This is a genomic window from Nonomuraea sp. KM90 (genome assembly GCF_052246675.1).
In the GTDB taxonomy this organism is placed as follows: Bacteria; Actinomycetota; Actinomycetes; order Streptosporangiales; family Streptosporangiaceae; genus Nonomuraea.
Map to the genome: position 1 here is coordinate 18,107 of NZ_JBQQCB010000055.1, position 18,720 is coordinate 36,826.

Annotated in this window: 23 protein-coding genes and 1 pseudogene; 8 read left to right on the plus strand and 16 right to left on the minus strand. The window is 70.1% G+C overall.

Annotation, left to right across the window (positions count from 1 at the left end; all coding sequences use genetic code 11):
* Positions 1-49: 49 nt before the first annotated feature.
* Positions 50-769 carry a universal stress protein gene (locus ACTWPW_RS37290; RefSeq protein ID WP_443171436.1) on the minus strand — a complete coding sequence of 240 codons (720 nt, stop codon included), beginning with the start codon at positions 767-769 and terminating at the stop codon, positions 50-52.
* Positions 770-1,363: 594 nt separating this feature from the next.
* On the opposite strand from ACTWPW_RS37290, the gene ACTWPW_RS37295 reads away from it, so the two are divergent.
* Genes ACTWPW_RS37295 through ACTWPW_RS37305 form a run of 3 tightly spaced genes read left to right on the plus strand, consistent with a single transcriptional unit; the run spans position 1,364 to position 3,267 of the window.
* The gene (locus ACTWPW_RS37295; RefSeq protein ID WP_443171437.1) at positions 1,364-1,909 is read left to right on the plus strand and encodes a hypothetical protein; all 546 of its coding nucleotides are present in this window, start codon (positions 1,364-1,366) and stop codon (positions 1,907-1,909) included.
* Entirely contained in the window at positions 1,902-2,723 is an 822-nt protein-coding gene (locus ACTWPW_RS37300) for an AAA family ATPase (protein ID WP_375108741.1), read from the plus strand. Before ACTWPW_RS37295 ends, ACTWPW_RS37300 begins: the two co-directional genes overlap by 8 nt.
* Positions 2,724-2,739: 16 nt before the next feature.
* Positions 2,740-3,267, plus strand: coding sequence for a hypothetical protein (locus ACTWPW_RS37305; protein WP_443171438.1), 528 nt, complete (start codon positions 2,740-2,742; stop codon positions 3,265-3,267).
* 74 nt (positions 3,268-3,341) lie between these two features.
* Here ACTWPW_RS37305 and ACTWPW_RS37310 read toward each other — a convergent pair.
* The 4 genes and pseudogenes from ACTWPW_RS37310 to ACTWPW_RS37325 all read right to left on the minus strand — a co-directional run.
* Positions 3,342-3,457: pseudogene (locus ACTWPW_RS37310) on the minus strand (acyl-CoA dehydrogenase family protein); the annotation flags it as partial.
* A gap of 998 nt (positions 3,458-4,455) precedes the next feature.
* The gene (locus ACTWPW_RS37315) at positions 4,456-4,590 is read right to left on the minus strand and encodes a hypothetical protein (RefSeq protein WP_375108744.1); all 135 of its coding nucleotides are present in this window, start codon (positions 4,588-4,590) and stop codon (positions 4,456-4,458) included.
* Between the two features lie 57 nt (positions 4,591-4,647).
* On the minus strand, positions 4,648-4,851 hold the full coding sequence (locus ACTWPW_RS37320) for a hypothetical protein (protein ID WP_443171439.1): 204 nt from the start codon (positions 4,849-4,851) through the stop codon (positions 4,648-4,650).
* A gap of 49 nt (positions 4,852-4,900) precedes the next feature.
* Positions 4,901-5,023, minus strand: a complete 123-nt coding sequence (locus tag ACTWPW_RS37325; protein ID WP_443171440.1) for a hypothetical protein — start codon at positions 5,021-5,023, stop codon at positions 4,901-4,903.
* Between the two features lie 670 nt (positions 5,024-5,693).
* Between ACTWPW_RS37325 and ACTWPW_RS37330 the strand changes: the two genes are divergently transcribed.
* Positions 5,694-6,218, plus strand: coding sequence for a hypothetical protein (locus tag ACTWPW_RS37330; protein ID WP_443171441.1), 525 nt, complete (start codon positions 5,694-5,696; stop codon positions 6,216-6,218).
* 184 nt (positions 6,219-6,402) lie between these two features.
* On the plus strand, positions 6,403-6,741 hold the full coding sequence (locus ACTWPW_RS37335; RefSeq protein ID WP_443171442.1) for a VOC family protein: 339 nt from the start codon (positions 6,403-6,405) through the stop codon (positions 6,739-6,741).
* A 270-nt stretch (positions 6,742-7,011) separates the two neighbouring features.
* Here ACTWPW_RS37335 and ACTWPW_RS37340 read toward each other — a convergent pair whose 3' ends face one another.
* Positions 7,012-7,140: a hypothetical protein gene (locus tag ACTWPW_RS37340; protein ID WP_443171443.1), complete on the minus strand. Its 129-nt coding sequence runs from the start codon at positions 7,138-7,140 to the stop codon at positions 7,012-7,014.
* Positions 7,141-7,181: 41 nt separating this feature from the next.
* Entirely contained in the window at positions 7,182-7,454 is a 273-nt protein-coding gene (locus tag ACTWPW_RS37345; RefSeq protein ID WP_443171444.1) for a hypothetical protein, read from the minus strand.
* A gap of 21 nt (positions 7,455-7,475) precedes the next feature.
* Between ACTWPW_RS37345 and ACTWPW_RS37350 the strand changes: the two genes are divergently transcribed.
* A complete protein-coding gene (locus ACTWPW_RS37350; RefSeq protein ID WP_443171445.1) occupies positions 7,476-8,477 on the plus strand; it encodes a transposase in 1,002 nt (333 codons plus the stop codon).
* Here ACTWPW_RS37350 and ACTWPW_RS37355 read toward each other — a convergent pair.
* Positions 8,399-9,607: an acyl-CoA dehydrogenase family protein gene (locus tag ACTWPW_RS37355; protein WP_443171446.1), complete on the minus strand. Its 1,209-nt coding sequence runs from the start codon at positions 9,605-9,607 to the stop codon at positions 8,399-8,401. The two genes, ACTWPW_RS37350 and ACTWPW_RS37355, sit on opposite strands and share 79 nt — an antisense overlap.
* Positions 9,608-9,798: 191 nt before the next feature.
* Entirely contained in the window at positions 9,799-11,010 is a 1,212-nt protein-coding gene (locus tag ACTWPW_RS37360) for an MFS transporter (RefSeq protein WP_443171447.1), read from the minus strand.
* Positions 11,011-11,096: 86 nt separating this feature from the next.
* Between ACTWPW_RS37360 and ACTWPW_RS37365 the strand changes: the two genes are divergently transcribed.
* Positions 11,097-11,669, plus strand: coding sequence for a TetR/AcrR family transcriptional regulator (locus ACTWPW_RS37365; RefSeq protein WP_375108752.1), 573 nt, complete (start codon positions 11,097-11,099; stop codon positions 11,667-11,669).
* 118 nt (positions 11,670-11,787) lie between these two features.
* Here the strand turns inward: ACTWPW_RS37365 and ACTWPW_RS37370 are convergent, their stop codons facing one another.
* Together ACTWPW_RS37370 and ACTWPW_RS37375 are read right to left on the minus strand one after the other, a co-directional pair.
* Entirely contained in the window at positions 11,788-12,714 is a 927-nt protein-coding gene (locus ACTWPW_RS37370) for a glucosyl-3-phosphoglycerate synthase (protein ID WP_443171448.1), read from the minus strand.
* A gap of 88 nt (positions 12,715-12,802) precedes the next feature.
* Positions 12,803-13,570, minus strand: coding sequence for an SDR family NAD(P)-dependent oxidoreductase (locus tag ACTWPW_RS37375; RefSeq protein WP_443171449.1), 768 nt, complete (start codon positions 13,568-13,570; stop codon positions 12,803-12,805).
* 67 nt (positions 13,571-13,637) lie between these two features.
* Here ACTWPW_RS37375 and ACTWPW_RS37380 point away from each other — a divergent pair, with 67 nt between their 5' ends.
* Positions 13,638-13,991: an ArsR/SmtB family transcription factor gene (locus ACTWPW_RS37380; RefSeq protein WP_375108755.1), complete on the plus strand. Its 354-nt coding sequence runs from the start codon at positions 13,638-13,640 to the stop codon at positions 13,989-13,991.
* Positions 13,992-14,007: 16 nt separating this feature from the next.
* Here ACTWPW_RS37380 and ACTWPW_RS37385 read toward each other — a convergent pair whose 3' ends face one another.
* The 5 genes from ACTWPW_RS37385 to ACTWPW_RS37405 all read right to left on the minus strand — a co-directional run bounded on the left by ACTWPW_RS37385 (position 14,008) and on the right by ACTWPW_RS37405 (position 18,515).
* Positions 14,008-14,748 carry a sensor histidine kinase gene (locus ACTWPW_RS37385; protein ID WP_375108756.1) on the minus strand — a complete coding sequence of 247 codons (741 nt, stop codon included), beginning with the start codon at positions 14,746-14,748 and terminating at the stop codon, positions 14,008-14,010.
* On the minus strand, positions 14,745-15,572 hold the full coding sequence (locus ACTWPW_RS37390) for a sensor histidine kinase (protein ID WP_375108757.1): 828 nt from the start codon (positions 15,570-15,572) through the stop codon (positions 14,745-14,747). Before ACTWPW_RS37390 ends, ACTWPW_RS37385 begins: the two co-directional genes overlap by 4 nt.
* A 320-nt stretch (positions 15,573-15,892) precedes the next feature.
* On the minus strand, positions 15,893-16,063 hold the full coding sequence (locus ACTWPW_RS37395; protein WP_375108758.1) for a hypothetical protein: 171 nt from the start codon (positions 16,061-16,063) through the stop codon (positions 15,893-15,895).
* Positions 16,060-16,998 (minus strand): RNA polymerase sigma-70 factor, encoded by a 939-nt coding sequence (locus ACTWPW_RS37400; protein ID WP_375108759.1) that lies wholly within the window; start codon positions 16,996-16,998, stop codon positions 16,060-16,062. Before ACTWPW_RS37400 ends, ACTWPW_RS37395 begins: the two co-directional genes overlap by 4 nt.
* A 92-nt stretch (positions 16,999-17,090) precedes the next feature.
* Entirely contained in the window at positions 17,091-18,515 is a 1,425-nt protein-coding gene (locus ACTWPW_RS37405) for an aldehyde dehydrogenase family protein (RefSeq protein ID WP_443171450.1), read from the minus strand.
* Positions 18,516-18,720 lie beyond the last annotated feature (205 nt).

Here is an 18,720-nt window from a genome sequence, read left to right on the forward strand (position 1 = left end):
GCCGCCGGACGCGTACCCGGAAGTACGGGGACCGGCCACGGCGGCCCGGTCAGCCCTCGGCCACCACCGCGACCGGGCAGGGCGCGTTCTGGAGCAGGAACCGGGCCGCGCCGAAACGGGCGGCGTGCCCGCGCCCGACCACCATGAGCGTGGCCTGCTCGGGTCCCTGCCCCAGCCGGTACCCAGCCGGCTCGATCCGGACCCGCGGGTGCCGTGTCGCCCATTCGGCCAGGTCCCCGTGCGCGGTCAGGGGCGCCCGGCGCAGCGACGCCTCGGCGAAGGCGAACTCGAGCACGGAGGCGTCCGGCGCCCTGTCGGCCACGACGACCGGCCCCGGCTGCGACGGCGGTGGCAGGGGGCCGGGACCGCGGACGACGACGACGGGGCAGGCGGCGTGGGCGGCGACGTAGCCGGCGACCGAGCCGACGACCGCCCTGGGCAGCGCGCTCAGGCCGCGGGATCCCACCACGACGAGGTCGGCCTCGCCGGACAGCTCGGCCAGCCGCCGGGCGGCGGACCCCTCGTACAGGTCGGTCTCGACCTTCACCCCCGAGCTGCTCGCGCGGGCGCATTCGGCGCCGTGCCACAGCACGTGCTCGGCCGCCCGGCGCAGGTGGGCCTTGACCTCCTCCTCAGCCTCGCCGTAGGGCCACTGCCAGGCGTGGACGACGGTCAGGGGCAGCTTCCTGAGCTCGGCCTCGTCGAGCGCCCAGTCCAGGGCCTGCACCGAGAAGTCCGAGCCGTCGTATCCGAGCACGATCCCACCCATGTCAGCACCCCCTTCCCACCCAGCCTCTCCCCCGGCCACCCCCTCGCGTAGGGCCGTGCGACCGCGCCTCATGGGCCGTTGGTCCCTCGCTCACCAGCCGGGCGCTGGACGTCCTGGACGTCCAGCGACCGCCTGGAGGACGCCGGCTGGATCACGGCGCGACCGGCACCCGGCTTCGCCCCTCGCCCGGCTCCATTTGAGTAGGGGGTACTCACGACAGTTCGACGACGTGGCACCCATCCTGAAGAGGCCCTCAGCCTCGGAGCGGAAGGAGGTTCATGAACCCCAAGGCTCTCCTCAGACAGCACCAAGTCCCTGGACGCGGCTTGGCGTAGCCCCGCCTGGGCAGCCCAGATCGACCACAGCGTCTCATCTCGCGCGGCGCGCGGGGGACGACGAGGGCGTGCCCAATCGCGCGGGAAGTCCAGATGCCGGGCGTGCGTGCAGCGACCCCGGTGGCGATGGCCGTCCGTCTCGATCTGGCGCCCCGCGCAGTCGCAACGGCCGATCGAGCCGGCCACCCCATTGATCATCGTCCGCGCTCGCTGACGTCCACTTGGTGATTCACCCCCACGCAGAATGCGAGGCCGGGAGTTGATCGAAATTGTTCTCGGTGTGATCGCGAACGTACTCGGCGATTACATCACCGGATTGCTGACCAATAGGCAGACCGAGCGGAACCGAGCCGAACTGGTCACGCAGATCGAAAGCCAGATCAAGGCGACTCAGGCGTTGGACAGCAAGGTCGAGGCCACGGCACTGGCGGTCAGAGAACTCGACGTGATCGTCAGGCAGGATAAGGGCCTCTCCTGGCAGGACGACCGCTTGGTCGTTCGGCCATCCGGACTGATCCGGAAAACGCTGCCGTCACCGCAGCAGGCGCTGGACGAGCTGGTCGCCAACATAACCGCACGCCGCCGCGAGCTGGGACTTCCGCTGACGGCCGAGGAGGCCATGGCCAAACGCGACGGCGGACCCGCCGAGGGCGAGCTCGTCCCGCCAGAGCCACCCGCTCCGGAGGCCCCGAAGCCGACTCCGAAGCCGACTTCGAAGCCAGATCTTCGAGCCGAGGTGCTGAACCTGCCGACCGAGGTGCTCCGCGAGAAGGAGCGGCGCCGGAGGGAATCGGGGAGTGACTGAATCGATAGCACAACGTTTCGCCGATGCTGTCGGCCTTCATCTGATCGCCAATTTCCGGCCTGACGTGAAGCCGGGGACCCCACTGTTTCTCGGCATCCAGGGCCCACCGGGCGAGGGGAAGACGTACCAGGTCGAGCGGATCCTGGAGAACGAGAGCATTCATTCTGTCCTGCTGTCCGGCGGGGAAATGGAGAGCCCGAACGCCGGAGCTCCGGCGGCCAAAATACGAACCGCCTACCTGGAGGCCGGAACGTACGCCGACACGGGTACTCCGGCGGCGATATTGCTCAATGACGCCGACGCTGCGATCGGCAGCTGGGGCGACCTGACCCAGTACACCGTGAACACGCAGAACCTGATCTCTGAGCTGATGCACCTGGCGGACTATCCGACCCGGGTGGAGGGCAGGCACGTGCGTCGAATCCCGATCATTCTCACCGGAAACGACCTCACCCGCCTGTACGCTCCCCTGCGCCGCAATGGGCGGATGCGCATTTTCAGCTGGCGCATGGATTCCGCGGAGCGGGCCTCGGCGGTGCGCTCGCTGTTCCCCTGGCTGAGGGAGCGGGAGGCCGGCGATCTCGTTCGCAGCTTCCCCGACCAGCCGATCTCCTTCTGGGCGGCGGTGCGACGCCGAATGGACGACACCGCCCTCACCACCGCTCTGCACAGGTACGGGCTCGGCGAGCTTGCCAAGCAGCTCGTCCTGGGCAGCAGGGTGCAGATCAACGACCATCCCCATCCGATCGAGGACATCATCACGGTGGCCAAGTTCGTTTCCGCCGACACGGCACACGATTTCCTCTCGTCCTAAACCGCAGGGAACAGGTATGGCCATTGCCAGGACCGCCACATACACCGCGACCTACGCTCGTGGCGAACTCATCAAGCTCCAAGTGCATCGCATTCTGGCCCGCTGTTCTAATGACCAGGTTCACATCCGCAATCTTCTGCGCGGGGTGGAACGACGCTGGATCAGCGAGATCTCCATCTACGGGCTGGACCAGAACGGCACCTGTCATGTCGAACTCTTCGTCAAGATCGACTGGAGCCGGCACATGCTGCACATGTCCGCTGGGCGGGACACGGTCCAAGTCGACGCGGGCTGGCAGGACGGCATCGCCACCGAGATCGATCTGGCACTGCAGAAATTCGAGCTGGTCACCCGTGAGCTCGGGCTCCGCAAGGTCGTTCACAGCCGCTACGCCTACGGCGTCGACCGGGACATGGCCAACCGAGAACTCGGCATGAGCCCCGCGAACCCGGTGCAGTGGCGAAGTGGCTTCTACGGCACCACCATGAGCATCCCCGAACTGGACGAGGTCACCGCCGGCATCAACCTCGCCGGTAGCGGCTAGGGAGCGGCCAGTCAGGGCGGCGGGCCGCGATGCTGGTGCCGCGGTCACGCCACCCGCCGCCGGCGTGCCGAGTCTCAGCGCACCCGCAGCCCCGTAACGGCGCGGCCGATGATCAGCCGTTGGATCTCCGACGTCCCCTCGTAGATCGCGCAGATCTGCGTAACATCCGACGCGCCCACCTCATCGTGGGAGGTGGGCATGTGAACCAAGAGGCGCGGCTGAGAGCGAGATGGCTGACCAACCCCGCCATTGAGCAGTCATCGATCTCGGAGCAAGAGCGGGACTCGCAGTAACGATTGCTCTCTTCAGCGCCGAGTCTCCTTGCTCCGCCAGGCCGAGAATGTCGTGCCCGCGCTGCCCGCCTCGCGAGAGGCTCCGGCCGAGGGTGTCCACCCGATGGACTGGGCGTATGGCCGACGCCGCGCATGAGTGGGCGAACTACCGCAACGGGCCGTGACATGTCCGGACAATGTCCGGCTGCTGGCCTCGTCCGGCCCATTGCCGGAGACGAGACTTTGGTCAGCCCGCCTTTCGGGTCAGCAGAAGCGGACACGAGTCTGCACTGTTAGATCGAAAGAAGGAGACGACCATGCGTACGAAGATCATGCGGATTGGGCAAGTGGCCATCGCTACGGCAGCGACGACTCTAGCCATGGCCGCACCCGCACAAGCCCACACCGTCAGGGTGGGAAACAGTTGGGGCTTCGCGGAGATCAACTCCGGTCACACGGAGCTGACCGTCTGCAGGATCCTCGGCAGCTACCCCGATTCCGACGTCTGGGGCACGGTGAGGTACAGCGGCGGCACTCTCATCCGGTATGACGCGCCGACGCGCAGCGGCTTGTGCTGGGTCCACCCCCTACGGTCCAACCCCACCGATATCAGATTCTGCTGGCGTCCTTCAGGAACGAACAACCAGTGCACGACGTGGAGAGCCGTCTGACCGTTCCTGCGGTTCTCGCTTCCTTTGTCCGTGAGCCTCAGGACTAACTGCGCAAACACGAAAAAGCGCCCCGCTCCTCCCAACAGGGAGGAGGCGGGGCGCACTCGTATATCAGTAGACCTATCGCTGGCCGTCCGGGAGGTCCGGCCGTGGGGTGTGCTGGCTTTGACACCGGCCACGGCCGCCAGCACGGTCGGCACCAGCGGCAGCGTGATCGCCTCGACCCAGTCGGGGCAGGAATGCGATCATCGACGGGTCGTCCGCGACCGCCTGCAGCACCGCCATGCCGCGACGCCCGCGAGGTACGACACCAGACCCATCGCCTTGACCTTGGTCTCGACGGGCGGCTTGGAGTAGGTGACCTGAGGATCTGCGTGCATAGCCCGTCCTTCGGGACAGCCCGCTCACAGCGGGTATTCTGGGGAAGAGGGTGAAGATCAGGCGCGGGCCGGCCACGACCACTGGCCGTGATCGGTGCCCTGCGAGCGCGACGTGGCCCAGTAGGAGTGGTTGCCGTCCGGGAACACCTGGAGGTTCACGGCGGTCCCGGCACCCTCGAAGGTGCGCGTGATGATCGCCGGGAGGACGACGCCGAGCTTGGCGGGCGATCGGACGACACCCTGGCCGCCGAACGACTGCATGCTCTCCAGGTTGACGGGAGTACCTCCTTCGTCGAAAGCGGAATCGCAATCAGCGGTCGAACATCGAGATCTTGGCCATCGACACCGTCTCGACGACCGCCGCAGCGTCGGTCGGATTGATGGTCCGGAGCCGGAGCTGGTTCTTGGTGTTGAGCGCGAACTGGCCGCCCACACTGGACTCGACACGACCGTTGATGTCGGCGCGAAGGACAGCCGCCAGGTGTCCTCCTCGAACTCCTTGCCGTCGCGGGAGTACCGCGACCGGGCCACGTCGATCTCCGTGCCCGGCTTCATCCCACGGATCTTGACCAGGCCGTCCACGAGGCACCAGCGGCTCGCCTTGGCCATGACGGCGATTCCGTTCACGTTGTGGCCGGGCGGGTCGTCGGCGTACTCGGTGTGCCAGCGCACCGCCAACTCGCCGCCGGCTGGGACCGCCTGATCCTCTCCGGCACCCAGAGAGATCACCTCGGGCACGTCTTCCTTCAGCGCGGCGACGCGCGACCGGAACATGGTCATGTTGACGGAGTGGGGGTCGGGCTCGGCCATGTTGATATCCGGCGGTGTGGTGGCACACCACGCCTTCCACGGACGGCTGAGGCCCGTGCCCCCGAGACCGTCACCCGCCCACCTCCGTCACCGGGAAGCCCGTTTTTCGAGCCACGTTGGCAAGCTGCGTAAGCCATGGCGTATCGACTGTTCCCCCTACGCAATGTCGTCGGAACCCTTGGGTCCACCGAGCCCGATGAGCAGGTTCGCGGAGATGACGCGCGCTCTGTGGCTCGGCGTGTTGGCTGAGATCACGCCTGGCCGGGTAGCGATTATGCGCGTAGCCTGCCGTCGTGGCCGACTGGGCAAAGCTGATCGAGGCAATCGCCGGTCTCCTGGGCGCGGTGGCGTGGCCGGTGGCGATCGTACTTGCGACGCGCATCGTGATCAGGCGGCACCGGCTCGCGTTCGAGCGACTGATTGATCGGGTGCAGAGCATCAGTTATCCCGGAGGCCAAGTAGATCTTGGTCAGATCGCCATCGAGCAGGAACACCACGTGGGAGCGCTCGTCCAGGAGGCCAGCGCCGAGGATCTGGAGCCTGAGCAGCGGGAGGCGCTGGTACGGCGTCTCGCACGAGAAGCGGAGCGTCTGGGCGGGCTGCGCCTGATGTCGGAGGCCGACCTGACAGCACACGAACGTGTGGTCTTGGATTTGCGCACTCAAGGGCTCAGCCGTGATGCGATCGCACAGCGGTTGAATGTGACCAAGGGTGAGGTGAGCCGACTCCTGGACCGCAGTCGCATCAAGCTGGGTTTCACAGACGAACTGGCCTACCTCCATTACCTGCGCCGGAGGACTGAGGCGCCGGAGGACTAGGTCGTGTGTCGAAAGCGCCGGTCACAGCCACCCGTTGCTCGGAGGCAGGGGTGAACCGCTACTTCAGCGGTGGATGTGGCGAGTACGGTGTGGCTGTGGCCGGTGATCGCGTGCAGCGGCGGCTCACGGAGACAGACGCGCGGACGCGAAGGAGCGAATGGTGCCAGGCGCTGTACTGCGAGGGGTGACTCTGGACTGTGCCGACCCGCGGACGCTGGCGGGCTTCTACGGTGCACTGACCGGGATGCGCGAACTCTTCAGTACGGACGAGTTCGTCGCTCTGACGGACGACTCCGGCTGTGATCTGGGGTTCCAGAGGGTTGACGGATACCGGGCTCCGCAGTGGCCGGGTCAGGACGTGCCACAACAGTCCCACCTGGATTTCCGCGCTGACGACCTCGACGCGATGGAAGAGCTGGCCCTGGAACTCGGCGCGGCCAAACCGGACCATCAGCCCGGCGACGGACGCTGGCGGGTACTCCTGGATCCGGCTGGCCACCCCTTCTGCCTGACGTCTGCCTGACATCACCGGCGTTGACAGGTATCCCCCGTCAGACGCCGTAGCGCTCAAGCTTGGGCGAGCGGTTCAACGGAACGGTGCCTTTTGAGGCGATTGATGCCGCGCTCTCCCGCGTACCGAGCCTTGTAGTCGTCCGGGTCGAACTTCGGCGGACGGCCGCCGCGGGAGCCGCGTTTCCTTCGGTTGCGGGCCTGGTCGGCCTTGTCCGGGATGGTGCAGCGAATGCCACGTCTGCGCAGGTAGGCGCGGTTCTTCCGGGAGGCGTACGCCTTATCAGCGCGTACCCGCCTCGGCCGGGTGCCGCGGTCTGCCGGACCCCAGCCGGGGCACCCTGACGCGGCCCAGGACAACCTCGAACTGCGGGGAGTCCCCGCCCTGCCCGGCGGTGATCACGATGGACATGGGCTTTTGCCCCTGCTCGACGGCGAGGTGCGGCTTGGTGGTCAGGCCGCCGCGCGAGCGCCCGAGGCCGTGGTCGTCGGGCTCGACTGCGACACCGCCGGGCGGCTCCTTCTGCAGGTCCCCCTTTTCCTCGCTCCGGCGGCGTGCTGGTGAGCCCGGCAGAGGGTGGAGCCGACGCTGAGGTCCCAGGTGATCAGGTCCTTGGCATCGGCCCGGGCCTGGAGTTCGGTGAAGACGCGCTGCCAGGTGCCGTTGCGCTGCCGGCGGAGGAACAGGTCGTACGCCCGGCCCCACGACCCGTACTCGGCGGGCATGTCCCGGCCAGGAGCCTGTGGTTGTCCGTCTACACGCCTGCGGCCGTGAACGCCAGCGGTTGCGCCTCACCGGGATGGGCATGTCGCGGCCGGAAACCGGCATATCCCTCCGATCTGGCCGATGCCGAGTGGTTGGTGCTGGAGGGCGAGGCACGGGCGGTGATGGCCGAACTGGTCGCGGTCGCGGGCCGGCCGATGGTGCATGACCTGCGCGCGGTGCTGGACGCGATCGGCTACGTGTCCCGGTACGGGATCGAGTGGCGGGCCCTGCCGGTCGACTTCCCGCCGCATGAGGCGGTGTATGCGTTCTTCGTGCGCCGGTCGCGGCGTGGTCTGCCCGAACGACTGGCCGGGACGCTGCGCGGTCGGTTGCGCCTGCTGGCCGGGCGCCGCGAGCTGCCGACGGCCGGGGTGCGTCGACTCCCAGACGGTCCGGGCGGCCGAGATGGTCGGCGCGACGGCCTGCGGGTACGACGCGGGCAAGAAGCTCAACGGGCAGAAGCGGCACGTTGTGGTGGACACCCTCGGGCCCACGAGCCGCCGCCGTACACGCTGCCCCGGGAGAGACCCACGGGGAAGCCGCGTACTCACAGCCTGCTGCTCCGGTGGGCCACCGACGACTTGCACATTCGGCACCGGAACTACGACTTGACCGCCTGGAAGCCTGCGCTCGTCGCGGCCGGGGTCCTACCCGAGCCGACCAGGGACTCACGAGGGCGGCGTCAGTACCTCGACAACCGGCAGCAGGGCACGCACCAGCTTCGCCACTACTTCGCCGGCGTCACTCTGGCAGGTGGCGTGACAATCAAGGACTTGTCCGAGTACCTGGGACGCACGGATCCGGCGCTTACGCTCCGCGTCTATGCGCACAGGCTGCCCTCGTCACATGACCGAGTCCGCGACGCCATCGATCGGCAGTTCCGGCGACCCACGTGCGAAGTTGTTCAGCGGACCGGCAGGCCGGTGACCGCGCGGCCGATGATCAGCCGCTGGATCTCCGACGTGCCCTCGAAGATCGTGTAGATCTTGCTGTCCCGGTGGAAGCGCTCCACCGGGTGCTCCCTGGTGTATCCCGCGCCGCCCAGGATCTGGATCGCCTGCTCCGTCACCCACACCGCCGTCTCCCCCGCCACCAGCTTCGACATCGACCCCTCGGCCTGCTCGAACTGCCTGCCGTTGCGGGCCATCCACGCGGCCCGCCACGTCAGCAGCCGGGCCACGTCCACGCGGGTGGCCATCTCGGCGAGCAGGAAGGCGATGGCCTGGTTCTCGCCGATCCGGCGGCCGAACTGCTCGCGTTCGCGGGCGTAGTCCCTGGCGTACTCGAAGCCGGCCCGCGCGATGCCGACCGCCATCGCGGCCACCGACGGGCGGGTGGTCTCGAACGTGCGCATCGCCGCCTGCTCCCCCGCCCGCTCCCCCTTGCGTACGCGCGCCAGCCGGGCCTCCAGCTTCTCCTTGCCCCCGAGCAGGCACGAGCCCGGTACGCGGACGTCCTGCAGGATCACCTCGGCCGTGTGGGAGGCGCGGATGCCGTGCTTGCGGAACTTCTGCCCCATCGACAGCCCGGGCGTGCCGGGCGGGATGACGAAGGACGCCTGGCCCCTGGTGCCGAGCGACGGGTCGACCGAGGCCACGACCACGTGCACGTTCGCGATGCCGCCGTTCGTCACCCACGTCTTGACGCCGTTGAGCACCCAGTCGTCCCCGTCCTGGACGGCCCGGGTGCGGATGGCGCCGATGTCGGAGCCGGCGTCCGGTTCGGAGGCGCAGAACGCGCCCAGCTTGACGTCGTTCTCCGTGCCGAACATCTGCGGCAGCCACTCCCCCATCTGCTCGGGGGTGCCGTTCGCGGCCAGGGCGGCGGCGGCCAGGCCGGTGCCGGTGATGGACAGGCCGATGCCCGCGTCGCCCCAGAAGATCTCCTCGAACGCCACCGGCAGCGCCAGCCCGCTCTCCTCGAACCACTGGGTGGCGAAGAAGTCGAGCGAGTACAGCCCGATCTTGGCCGCCTCCTGGATGACCGGCCAGGGGGTCTCCTCGCGCTCGTCCCATTCGGCGCCCGCCGGGCGGATCACGTCGCGGGCGAACGCGCGCACCCAGTCGCGTACCTCGGCCACGTCGCCGCTGAGCTCCGGACAGAACCCCGTCATGTGCTGCACTCCTCGAACCGTCCCATGCGTTACCGGTGGTAACACCCTACCGGCCGGTAGCGTCGCCAGGAATGCCCGGCAGCCTTCAATCGGGTGCGGGTGAAGCTCGATCGCCGGTCGACCTGTGGGCAATGGATCTGTCGTTGCTCCGTGGCCCGCGCGCGGCGGCCCCCGTCTTCACGGTCGGTGGCCTAGTTCGCCGCGGCCGACCTCGCGTGCAGCCGGGCCGAGGCGAGGACGGCCAGGGCGGCCGCGGTCATGCCGATCGCCAGGCCGTACATGAGCGGGGTGAAGCCCCCGAACGCGGCGGCCACCTGCGGGCCGACGCTGCCACCGACGGCGAGCGCGAAGGAGAACAGCGCCAGCGCCGTCCCGCGCGCCCGGCCGGCGCCGGCGGAGATGGACTCGTTCATGCTGGGCAGCCCGCCGGTGATGGCGGCGACGTAGAGGGCGAGCAGGAGCACCAGCACGGTGGTGCCGGTGACGCCGACGGCCGCGAGCGCGAGGGCGCCGGCCGCCAGGAACACCACCGTCCTGGTCGTCGTGGGGATCCGGGCCAGCCAGGGCATCAGGAGGGGCACCAGCACGATCGACGGCAGCCCGGCCGCGCGCAGGGCGAGCAGCTCGGAGGGGGAGCTGACGCCGTAGATCTGCAGCCCGGTGTACACGGCCACGAAGCCGGTCATCAGCATGATCGTGGCCAGGTAGCGGAGGCCGAGGACGCGGTGGAGCAGGAGGCCGGGCAGCGGGCGGTAGGCCGACAGGGCGGATCCGGCGCCCTCGCGCGGCAGGTCGGGCAGCATGACGGCGCGCACGCCCAGCCCCGTCACCACGAACCCGGCCGCCGACAGCACGAACATCCCGCGCCAGCCGGTCACGTCCACCAGGAGCTGGGCGGCGACCTGCAGCAGCACGGCCGAGGCGAGGAACGCGCCGGTCACCGCCGCGATCGCGACCACGCGGCGGCGCGGCTCCAGCCGCTCGCCCAGGTACGCCATGCCCGCGGGCGGGAACATCGCCACCGCCACACCCTGCACGCCCCGCAACATGAGCGCCACCTCAGGAGAGGGGCTCAACGCGACCGATGCCGTCGTGAGTGCGGCCAGCGGCAATCCGATCATCAGCAGTCTGCGGCGGCCGTAGCGGTCCGAAAGGGGGCCGAACACCAGGAAGCCGACTCCGTACCCGATGCCGAAAGCGGTCACCAGCCAGGTCAGGCTGTCGGCCGGCGTGCCCCAGGCGGCGGCCATGTCGTGCAGGAGCGGGATCACCACGTAGAGCTGGCCGCTGACCAGGACGGCGGTGAGGGTGAAGGCGGTCAGCGTGCGCCCGAACGGTGCGACAGGGGCGGCCGGCTGGGCCGGAGGCTGTAGGGGCGGGGTGCGCGGAATGGTTAGTGCCATGTGCGGGGACGGTAGCCAACCAACTAGTTGGATGTCAACTGGATGGTTGGTTTGCAACCAACCGGTTGGTGGCTAGGATGGGCCGTATGGCACCCAAGGTCTCGACCGCCGCCACCCGGGCCGCCCTGCTGGCAGCCGCGCGGGACGAGTTCGCCGCGTACGGAGTGGCGGGCGCCCGCGTGGACCGCATCGCCGAGCGCGCCGGCGTCAATAAGGAGCGCATCTACGGCCACTTCGGCAGCAAGGAGAAGCTGTTCGACGCGGTCATCGAGGAGGCGCTCGACGACGTGACCCGGCAGATCGCGCTGCCGGGGGCCGACCCCGTGGACTACGTGGCCAAGCTGACCGACTACTACCGCTCGCACCCCGACCTGGTGCGGCTGCTGATGTGGGAGGCGCTCAACTACCGGGGGCAGGACCTGCTGCCCGGCCAGGAGATCCGGGTGGCGCGCTGCGGGCGGAAGACGGCCTCGCTGGCGGCGGGGCGCGGGGAGGAGCCGTCGGCCGCGACGGCGCGCATGTTGTTCACGCTGACGGGGCTGGCGCTGTTCCCGTCGATGATGCCGCAGCTCGGGCGGATTATCCTGGGCGAGGCGGCCGACGACCACGAGGGCCTGCGCGACCAGATCGCCGCCTTCGTGGCGGCCGCCCTCAAGTAACACCCCGCGCGTGACGGCCGCCCTCAAGTAACACCCCGTGCATGACGGCCGCCCTCAGGTAACACCCCCGTAGTGGCTCCTTAGGAACGTCCCCAGGCCGCTTCTCGGATGGCGCCTCTCAGGTGTCGACGGTGAGCATCGGCGGGCGCTCGCCGATGCCGACGTCCCTCGTCAGCGCCTCGTGGCCGCCCTCCACCCGCCGGAACTGAGCCAGCCGCGCGGACGGCGTGTGGTGGGCCTCGATCTTGCCCTGGCGTTCCAGCCGCGACCACGCGGCGAGCATGATCTGCGAGGCCATCGCCCCGAGCGCCTCGACGGACTGCGGCGCGTGCTCGCGCGAACCCAGGTCCACCTGCGCGAACCCGTCCAGCCCGGCCAGCTCCAGCAGGTCGATCAGCAGGCCCAGCTCCACGGCGTAACCGGTCAGGAACGGTACGCGTTCGAGGGCGGAGCGGCGCCCGGCGTACTCCCCCGCCAGCGGCTGCACGAAACCGGCCAGCTCGGGCCAGTGCAGGTTGATCAGGGGGCGGGCGACCAGCTCGGTGACGCGGCCCCCGCCGTTGGGGGTGTCGTGGAGCGGACGGTCATAGCACCCTTTGGCGTACACCACGGTTGGGTCAGCCAAAAGCGGCCCAAGCACCCCAAGTATCAGAGAAGCACGAAAATTCCGGATATCGGCGTCGGCGAACACCAGCACGTCCCCCGACGTGACGGCCAGCGACTTCCACAGCGCCTCGCCCTTCCCGTCGAGCGGCTTGAGCTGCGGCAGGATCTCGTCCTGCGCGTGCACCCTGGCCCCGGCACGCGCGGCCACCAGCGCGGTGTCGTCGGTGGAGCGCGAGTCGATGACCACGAGCTCGTCGACGAGCCCGGCCAGCTCCCGCCGGATGATACCGACGATCTCCCCCACGGTCTCCCGCTCGTCGCGGGCCGGGAGGACCACGCTGACCGTGGTGTCTCCCTTGGCGGCCACCAGATCCCGGAGCGGCCAGTCACTTGCGGACGAAGTACGGCGTCGCAACCATCCGTGCACTTCAGGCAGCATGCGACCCCTCCCCCCGAATCCCCACGTGTCAGCTTATGTGACGGCCCAGCACCCCTTCCGGCGCCCCGCTCCGGCGTTCAAACCTCGCTCACGGGGCGAGTTCCAGGCCCCCGTCGATGGTGAGGACCTGCCCGGTGATCCAGGTGGCGGCGGGGTCGGCGAGGTGCACGATCCAGGTGGCCACCTCCTCGGGGGTGCCCCGGCGGCCGAGCGGGATGCGGGCGGCCTCGTCCTGCTTGATCTGCTCGACGACCGTGTCGGACAGGCCGGCGGCGGTGAGCGCCTCGCTCTCGGTGGGGCCGGGCGCCACGGCGTTGACCCGGATGCCGTCGCCGGCCAGCTCCAGCGCCCAGCTGCGGGTCAGCTGCTCCACGGCGGCCTTCGTGGCGGCGTAGTGGGCGGCGCCGGGCAGCGGGCGGTGGCCGTAGGTGCTGGAGATGTTGATGATCGTGCCGCGGCCGGCCCGCAGGTGCGGCAGCGCCGCGTGCGCGAGCAGGCTGGGCGCGGTGACGTTGAGCGCCAGCAGGCCGGCGATGCGGTCGGCGTCGGTGTCGGCCAGCGACATGACGGCGGTGGCGCCGGCGTTGTTGACCAGGACGTCCAGGCGGCCCCAGCGGTCGGTGGCCGCCTCGACGACGGCCTGCGGGACGCCCCCGGCGGTGATGTCGGCGGGCATGGGCTCGATGCCGGGCTGCCGGGCGGCGGTCTCGTTCAGGGCTTCGGCCCGGCGTCCCACGCCGAGCACGCGCGCTCCGGCGCGGGCGAGGGCGATGGCGGTGGCCCGGCCGATGCCGGAGCCGGCTCCGGTCACGATCGCGACCTGGCCTTTCAGATGGCCGTTGGGCTGGACGGTCACGTCACACTCCTCTGTTCGCGGCGCTTGTTCGATATTCGTGAAACATCGAACAAGCTACCATGATGGGATGAGACAGGCGCATCACCCTGAAGTTGGCGATATCGGGCTGACCGAGGTGATGGGCGCGCTCAGCGATCCGATCCGGGTCGGCCTGGTGCGGGTGCTGGCCGACGGTCGCGAACGCGGGTGGGGCGAGCTGCGGGCGCCGGTCGCCAAGTCGACGCTCAGCCACCACCTGCGGGTCCTGCGCGATGCCGGGCTGACCCGTACGCGCCAGGAGGGCACCCGCTGCTTCGTGACCCTGCGCGCGCAGGATCTGCAGGTCCGCTTCCCCGGGCTGCTGCAGGCGGTGCTGGCCGCGGCCGAGGACGAGGACGTCGGCCACCAGGTGAGCCTGAAGGACGGCCCGCAGCCCGCCTGATGGCGGGAGCACCCGATCAACGGGTGAGCGGGATGCGGAGCACGAAGCGCGCGCCGCCACCGGGCGTCTCCTCGACGTGCAGGGTGCCGCGGTGGGCCGAGGCGATGCCGCGGGCGATGGACAGGCCCAGGCCGGTGCCGCCGCGGTCGCGGCTGCGGGCGGTGTCCAGGCGGGCGAAGCACTGGAAGACACGTTCGCGGTCGGCCTGCGGGACCCCCTGCCCGTCGTCGGACACTGCCAGCTCGGCATGATCACCCGCGCGGCGCAGGCTAACCTCCAGCCTGTGCGTGGCGTGGCGCCGGGCGTTGTCCAGCAGGTTGTCGAGCAGCCGGGTGATCTGCCAGGAGGCGGCCTCCACCATCACCGCGGGTTCGAGATCGAGCCGTACGTCGTGGGCCCCGGCCCACCGGGCCGCCGCCGTCTCGGCCAGCGTGGTCAGGTTCACCTCCGCCAGGCTTCTGCCGAGGTCGTCCTCCAGGGTGACCAGCAGGTGCAGGTCGTTGACGATGTTCTCCAGGCGGTCGAGGTCGTCGGCCACGTGGTGCAGCAGTACGGGCAGATCGATCTCGTCCGGGTGCAGCCGCGCCTCCTCCACCTGCACGCGTAGCGCGGCGAGTGGGGTTCGCAGCTCGTGCGAGGCGTCGGCGGTGAACTGGCGCCGCCGATCCATCAGCTGCTCGGCGAACGTCCGCGCCGCTTTCAGCTCTTGGGCGCACGTGTGGAGCTCCGGCTCCATCGCCCGCTCACCCGCGCTCACGGGTCCATCGCCTCGTGCAGGCGCCGGTCCGTACGCGGGCCGGCCGGAGCGGCTGAACGGGCGAGGGGCAGGCGCAGCACGAAGCTCGCGCCACCCGCCTCGGACTCTCCGACGTGCAGAGTGCCGAAGTGCGCCCGGGCGATGTCGCGGGCGATCGCCAGTCCCAGGCCGGTGCCGTTCCCGTCGAGGTGGCGGGCGGCCTTCAGCCGGGTGAAGCGATGAAAGATCCGCTCCCGTTCGCATTCGGCGATGCCCTCCCCGTCGTCGGCCACCGTCAGCACGGCGTGGCCGTCGTCCCGGCACAGCCGGACCTCGACCAGATGACGGCAGTGCCGCTGGGCGTTGTCCAGCAGGTTGGTGAGCACCCGGCCGATCCGGATCGGGACGACCTGGACGGTCATGCCGGGCTCCAGCCGGAGCTGGACCTCGATGCGGTCGGATCTGCGGGCGATCTCGCCGCGCACCAGCTCGGCCAGGTCGACGTGCTGCGGCCGGACGGGCGGGCCCGACTCCATCTCGGCGAGGATCCGCAGATCGGTGATGATCATGCTCAGCCGGTCGACGTCTCGCAGCGCGCGGGTGAGGAGGTCGCCGAGGTCGGTCTCGTCGGGATACAGGCTCGCCTCCTCCAGCTCCGCGCGCAGCCCCGCGATCGCCGTGCGCAGCTCGTGCGCGGCGTCGGAGGCGAACCGCTGTTTCTTGCGCAACTCGCGTTTCAGATCGCGCACCTTGTCGCAGGCCGCTCTGATCGCCGGCGCTGCCCCTCCGTCACCGGTCGGGCGTGGGGCCTCGCCGTCGTACAGGGGCATGACGTTTGCCGTCACAACACGACTTCCTTCCGCTCGCGTTCGCACCGGAGATATCGCCGCAGGTCATCGGTCGGTGCATCCCGTTGTCGTCTCGGCTACCAGCTGAGACAGGTCACTCTCGGTGTCTGTGACAGCTCCTGGATTCAGTGGCCGGTGTCACAGATCGACGACAACGCGCAGTGACAGGAGCGAGACCCTGCCACCACGGGGGCCGGATGGTCGCGCGGGCCATCGATGGGCTGCCCCGCGGTTCGAGCCAACCTCGCGAGCTGCTGTTCGGCCGCGCCTTCGTGGTCGCGGCCGGGTGTCTGGCGATCTGGCGGCGTGGAAGAACGTCACGTGGTTCGCGCCGTCGCGGCCTTCGTCAGGGAGCCCGTCATCCGTTCCGCGGCGGCCGCGGGCCGCGTCATCGCCATCCGCCTGCTGCCGCTCGCGGCGCCCCGGATCGGCGTGGCCGCCGTGGTCGCCGCGAGCACAGCCTTCTGCGTCCTGCTGGTCGCCGTCACGAGCGCGACTGCGGCGGTAACGGCCCGTTCGGCAGGGACACCGCGGCGAGCTTGGCCGGGTTCAGCATCCACAACACCTGGTCGATGCCCTGGTCCGAGGCGTTGACCGTGATGACGGCGAACAGCTGCCCGTCCCGGCTCAGCAGCGCGGAGGGCCGGCCGTTCGTGCTCCCCCAGCCCACGTCGACGCCGTCCCAGAACCGGCCGGAGAACGCCTTGATGACCTTCGCCAGCCGCGTCGCCCCCACCACGGGGAAGCGTGCCGCGCCGCGTACGGCGCCGCCGCCGTCGGAGTAGCTGACCACGTCCGCGGTGAAGAGCTCCTCCAGCGCGGTCAGGTCGCCGGAGCGGGCGGCGGCGACGAAGGCCGCCAGCAGCCTGCGCTGCTCGTCCGTGGTCACGGGCCGGCGGCGCCCGGCGAGCACCCGCTTGCGGGCCCTGCTGACCAGCTGGCGGACCGCCGTCTCGTTGAGCCGGACGATCTCGGCGATCCGCTGGTAGGGGTAGTCGAACGCCTCCCGCAGCACGTACGCCGCCCGTTCGGTGGGCGAGAGCCGCTCCAGGAGCATCAGCACCGCGACCTCCAGGGCCTCGCCGCGCTCGGCGCCGAGGTAGGGGTCCGCGCCCGTGTCGACGGGCTCGGGCAGCCAGGGCCCGATGTAGGTCTCGCGGCGCACGCGGGCGGACTGGGCGGCGTTGATGGCCAGCCGCGTGGTCACCGTCGCCAGGAACCCGGCCGGGCTGTCCACCGTGGAGCGGTCGTACGACTGCCAGCGCAGCCAGACGTCCTGCACCAGGTCCTCGGCCTCGGCCGCGCTGCCCAGCATCCGGTAGGCGATGCCGAACAGGCGCGGCCGCACGCCGTTGAACACCGCCGCGGCCTGTTCGAGATCTTCAGGCCCGCCGGGCTCGCCGGTCGGTACGGTATCCGTCACAGTTCATCGCCCCCGCCCTGCGCCTACCCCTTGAGCAGCGGGGACAGGCCAGCGGCGGGTAACAGTCCGGGAAGGTTTCCCCCGTCAGGAGCTCAGCCCTGGATCGACTTGGTCTCAAGATACTCTTCGAGGCCCTGCCGGCCGAACTCGCGGCCGTTGCCCGACTGCTTGTATCCGCCGAACGGCGCCAGGACGTTCCATTCGCCGCCGTTGACGTCCACCTGACCCGTGCGGAGCCGGCGGGCGATCGCCATCGCGCGGTCGGGGCTGCCGAAGACGGCGCCGGTGAGCCCGTACATCGTGCTGTTGGCGATCTCCACGGCCTGGTCGTCGCCGTGGTAGGGGATGATCGTCAGGACGGGCCCGAAGATCTCCTCCTGGGCGATGACCGCGTCCGGGGCGACGTCGGCGAAGATCGTCGGCCGTACGTACGCGCCCCCGTCCAGCCCGGCGGGCCTGCCCGGGCCGCCGAGGACGAGCCTCGCGCCGTCGGCGACGCCGCGCTCGATGTAGCCCTCGACCCGCCGCCGGTGCTGCTCGGAGGCCATCGGCCCGATGAGGGTGGCCTCGTCCATCGGATCGCCGACGACGTAGCCCTTCGCGGCGGCCACGGCCAACTCGATCGCCTCCTCCTGCCGCGACGCGGGCACCAGCATCCGCGGCCACGCGCCGCAGACCTGCCCGCCGTTGGTGTAGGTCATGGCCACGCCGCGGGTGACCGCCTCGGGGAAGTCCGCGTCGTCGAGGATGACGTTGGCCGACTTGCCGCCGAGCTCCAGCGTGACCCGCTTGACGGTCTCGGCGGCCGCGGCGGCGATCAGCCGGCCCGCGCGGGTGGAGCCGGTGAACGACACCATGTCGATGCCCGGATGTGCCGAGATGGCCGCGCCGACGGTCGGGCCGGTGCCATGGACGACGTTGAACACCCCGGCGGGCAGCCCCGCCTCGGCCGCGACCTCGGCCAGGATCGCCGCCGTGAGCGGCGCGATCTCCGACGGCTTGAACACCATGGTGTTGCCCGCCAGCAGGGCGGGTGCCAGCTTCGAGACGATCTGCTGGAGCGGGAAGTTCCACGGCGTGATGGCGCCGACGACCCCGATCGGCTCGCGCACCACCAGCGAGCTGCCGATGCGCTCGGACCAGGCGAAATCGGGGGCGAGCGCGGCGAAGGACGCCGCCACCGCGACCGGGAAGCCCGCCTGCGCGGCACGGGACAGCGTGATGGGGGCGCCCATCTCGCCGGTGATCGTGGTGGCGATCTCCTCGTTCCGGCCGCGCAGCCCGTCGGCGATGCGGCCGACAACCTGCGCGCGTACGGCCGGGTCGGTGGCGGCCCAGCCGGGGAAGGCCGCCCGCGCCGCGGCGACGGCGCGGTCCACGTCGGCGGTGGTGCCCTCCGGCACCTGGGCGACGACGGCGCCGGTCGCCGGGTTCACCACGTCGATCATCTGGGTGGATCCGGGGACGCTCCGGCCGCCGATCCAGTGGGTAGCTGTCTTGACTGTGGTTGTGCTCATGAGACGACCGTGGCAGCGGGGCGGGGCCGGAGGAATGTCCTGCCGATCCGGGGATCCGGCCGGGCGCGGTCCCCGTTCTGCCTGTCCAGGGATCGGCAGAGCATGGATACGGGAGGGCGGCGGCCCGATACTCGGCACGCCAAGGAAACATTTCCGGCCGGGAAGTGTTCATGGAGGCGGACGTATCAAGAGGAGGTCGACCATC

What these genes read in the sequence shown, in the direction of transcription:
- ACTWPW_RS37290 (WP_443171436.1), bottom strand. Translation starts at nt 769, where the DNA reads ATGGGTGGGATCGTGCTCGGATACGACGGCTCGGACTTCTCGGTGCAG.
- ACTWPW_RS37305 (WP_443171438.1), top strand. Translation starts at nt 2,740, where the DNA reads ATGGCCATTGCCAGGACCGCCACATACACCGCGACCTACGCTCGTGGC.
- ACTWPW_RS37315 (WP_375108744.1), bottom strand. Translation starts at nt 4,590, where the DNA reads ATGCACGCAGATCCTCAGGTCACCTACTCCAAGCCGCCCGTCGAGACC.
- ACTWPW_RS37320 (WP_443171439.1), bottom strand. Translation starts at nt 4,851, where the DNA reads ATGCAGTCGTTCGGCGGCCAGGGTGTCGTCCGATCGCCCGCCAAGCTC.
- ACTWPW_RS37340 (WP_443171443.1), bottom strand. Translation starts at nt 7,140, where the DNA reads ATGTCCATCGTGATCACCGCCGGGCAGGGCGGGGACTCCCCGCAGTTC.
- ACTWPW_RS37345 (WP_443171444.1), bottom strand. Translation starts at nt 7,454, where the DNA reads ATGCCCGCCGAGTACGGGTCGTGGGGCCGGGCGTACGACCTGTTCCTC.
- ACTWPW_RS37355 (WP_443171446.1), bottom strand. Translation starts at nt 9,607, where the DNA reads ATGACGGGGTTCTGTCCGGAGCTCAGCGGCGACGTGGCCGAGGTACGC.
- ACTWPW_RS37360 (WP_443171447.1), bottom strand. Translation starts at nt 11,010, where the DNA reads ATGGCACTAACCATTCCGCGCACCCCGCCCCTACAGCCTCCGGCCCAG.
- ACTWPW_RS37365 (WP_375108752.1), top strand. Translation starts at nt 11,097, where the DNA reads ATGGCACCCAAGGTCTCGACCGCCGCCACCCGGGCCGCCCTGCTGGCA.
- ACTWPW_RS37370 (WP_443171448.1), bottom strand. Translation starts at nt 12,714, where the DNA reads ATGCTGCCTGAAGTGCACGGATGGTTGCGACGCCGTACTTCGTCCGCA.
- ACTWPW_RS37380 (WP_375108755.1), top strand. Translation starts at nt 13,638, where the DNA reads ATGAGACAGGCGCATCACCCTGAAGTTGGCGATATCGGGCTGACCGAG.
- ACTWPW_RS37405 (WP_443171450.1), bottom strand. Translation starts at nt 18,515, where the DNA reads ATGAGCACAACCACAGTCAAGACAGCTACCCACTGGATCGGCGGCCGG.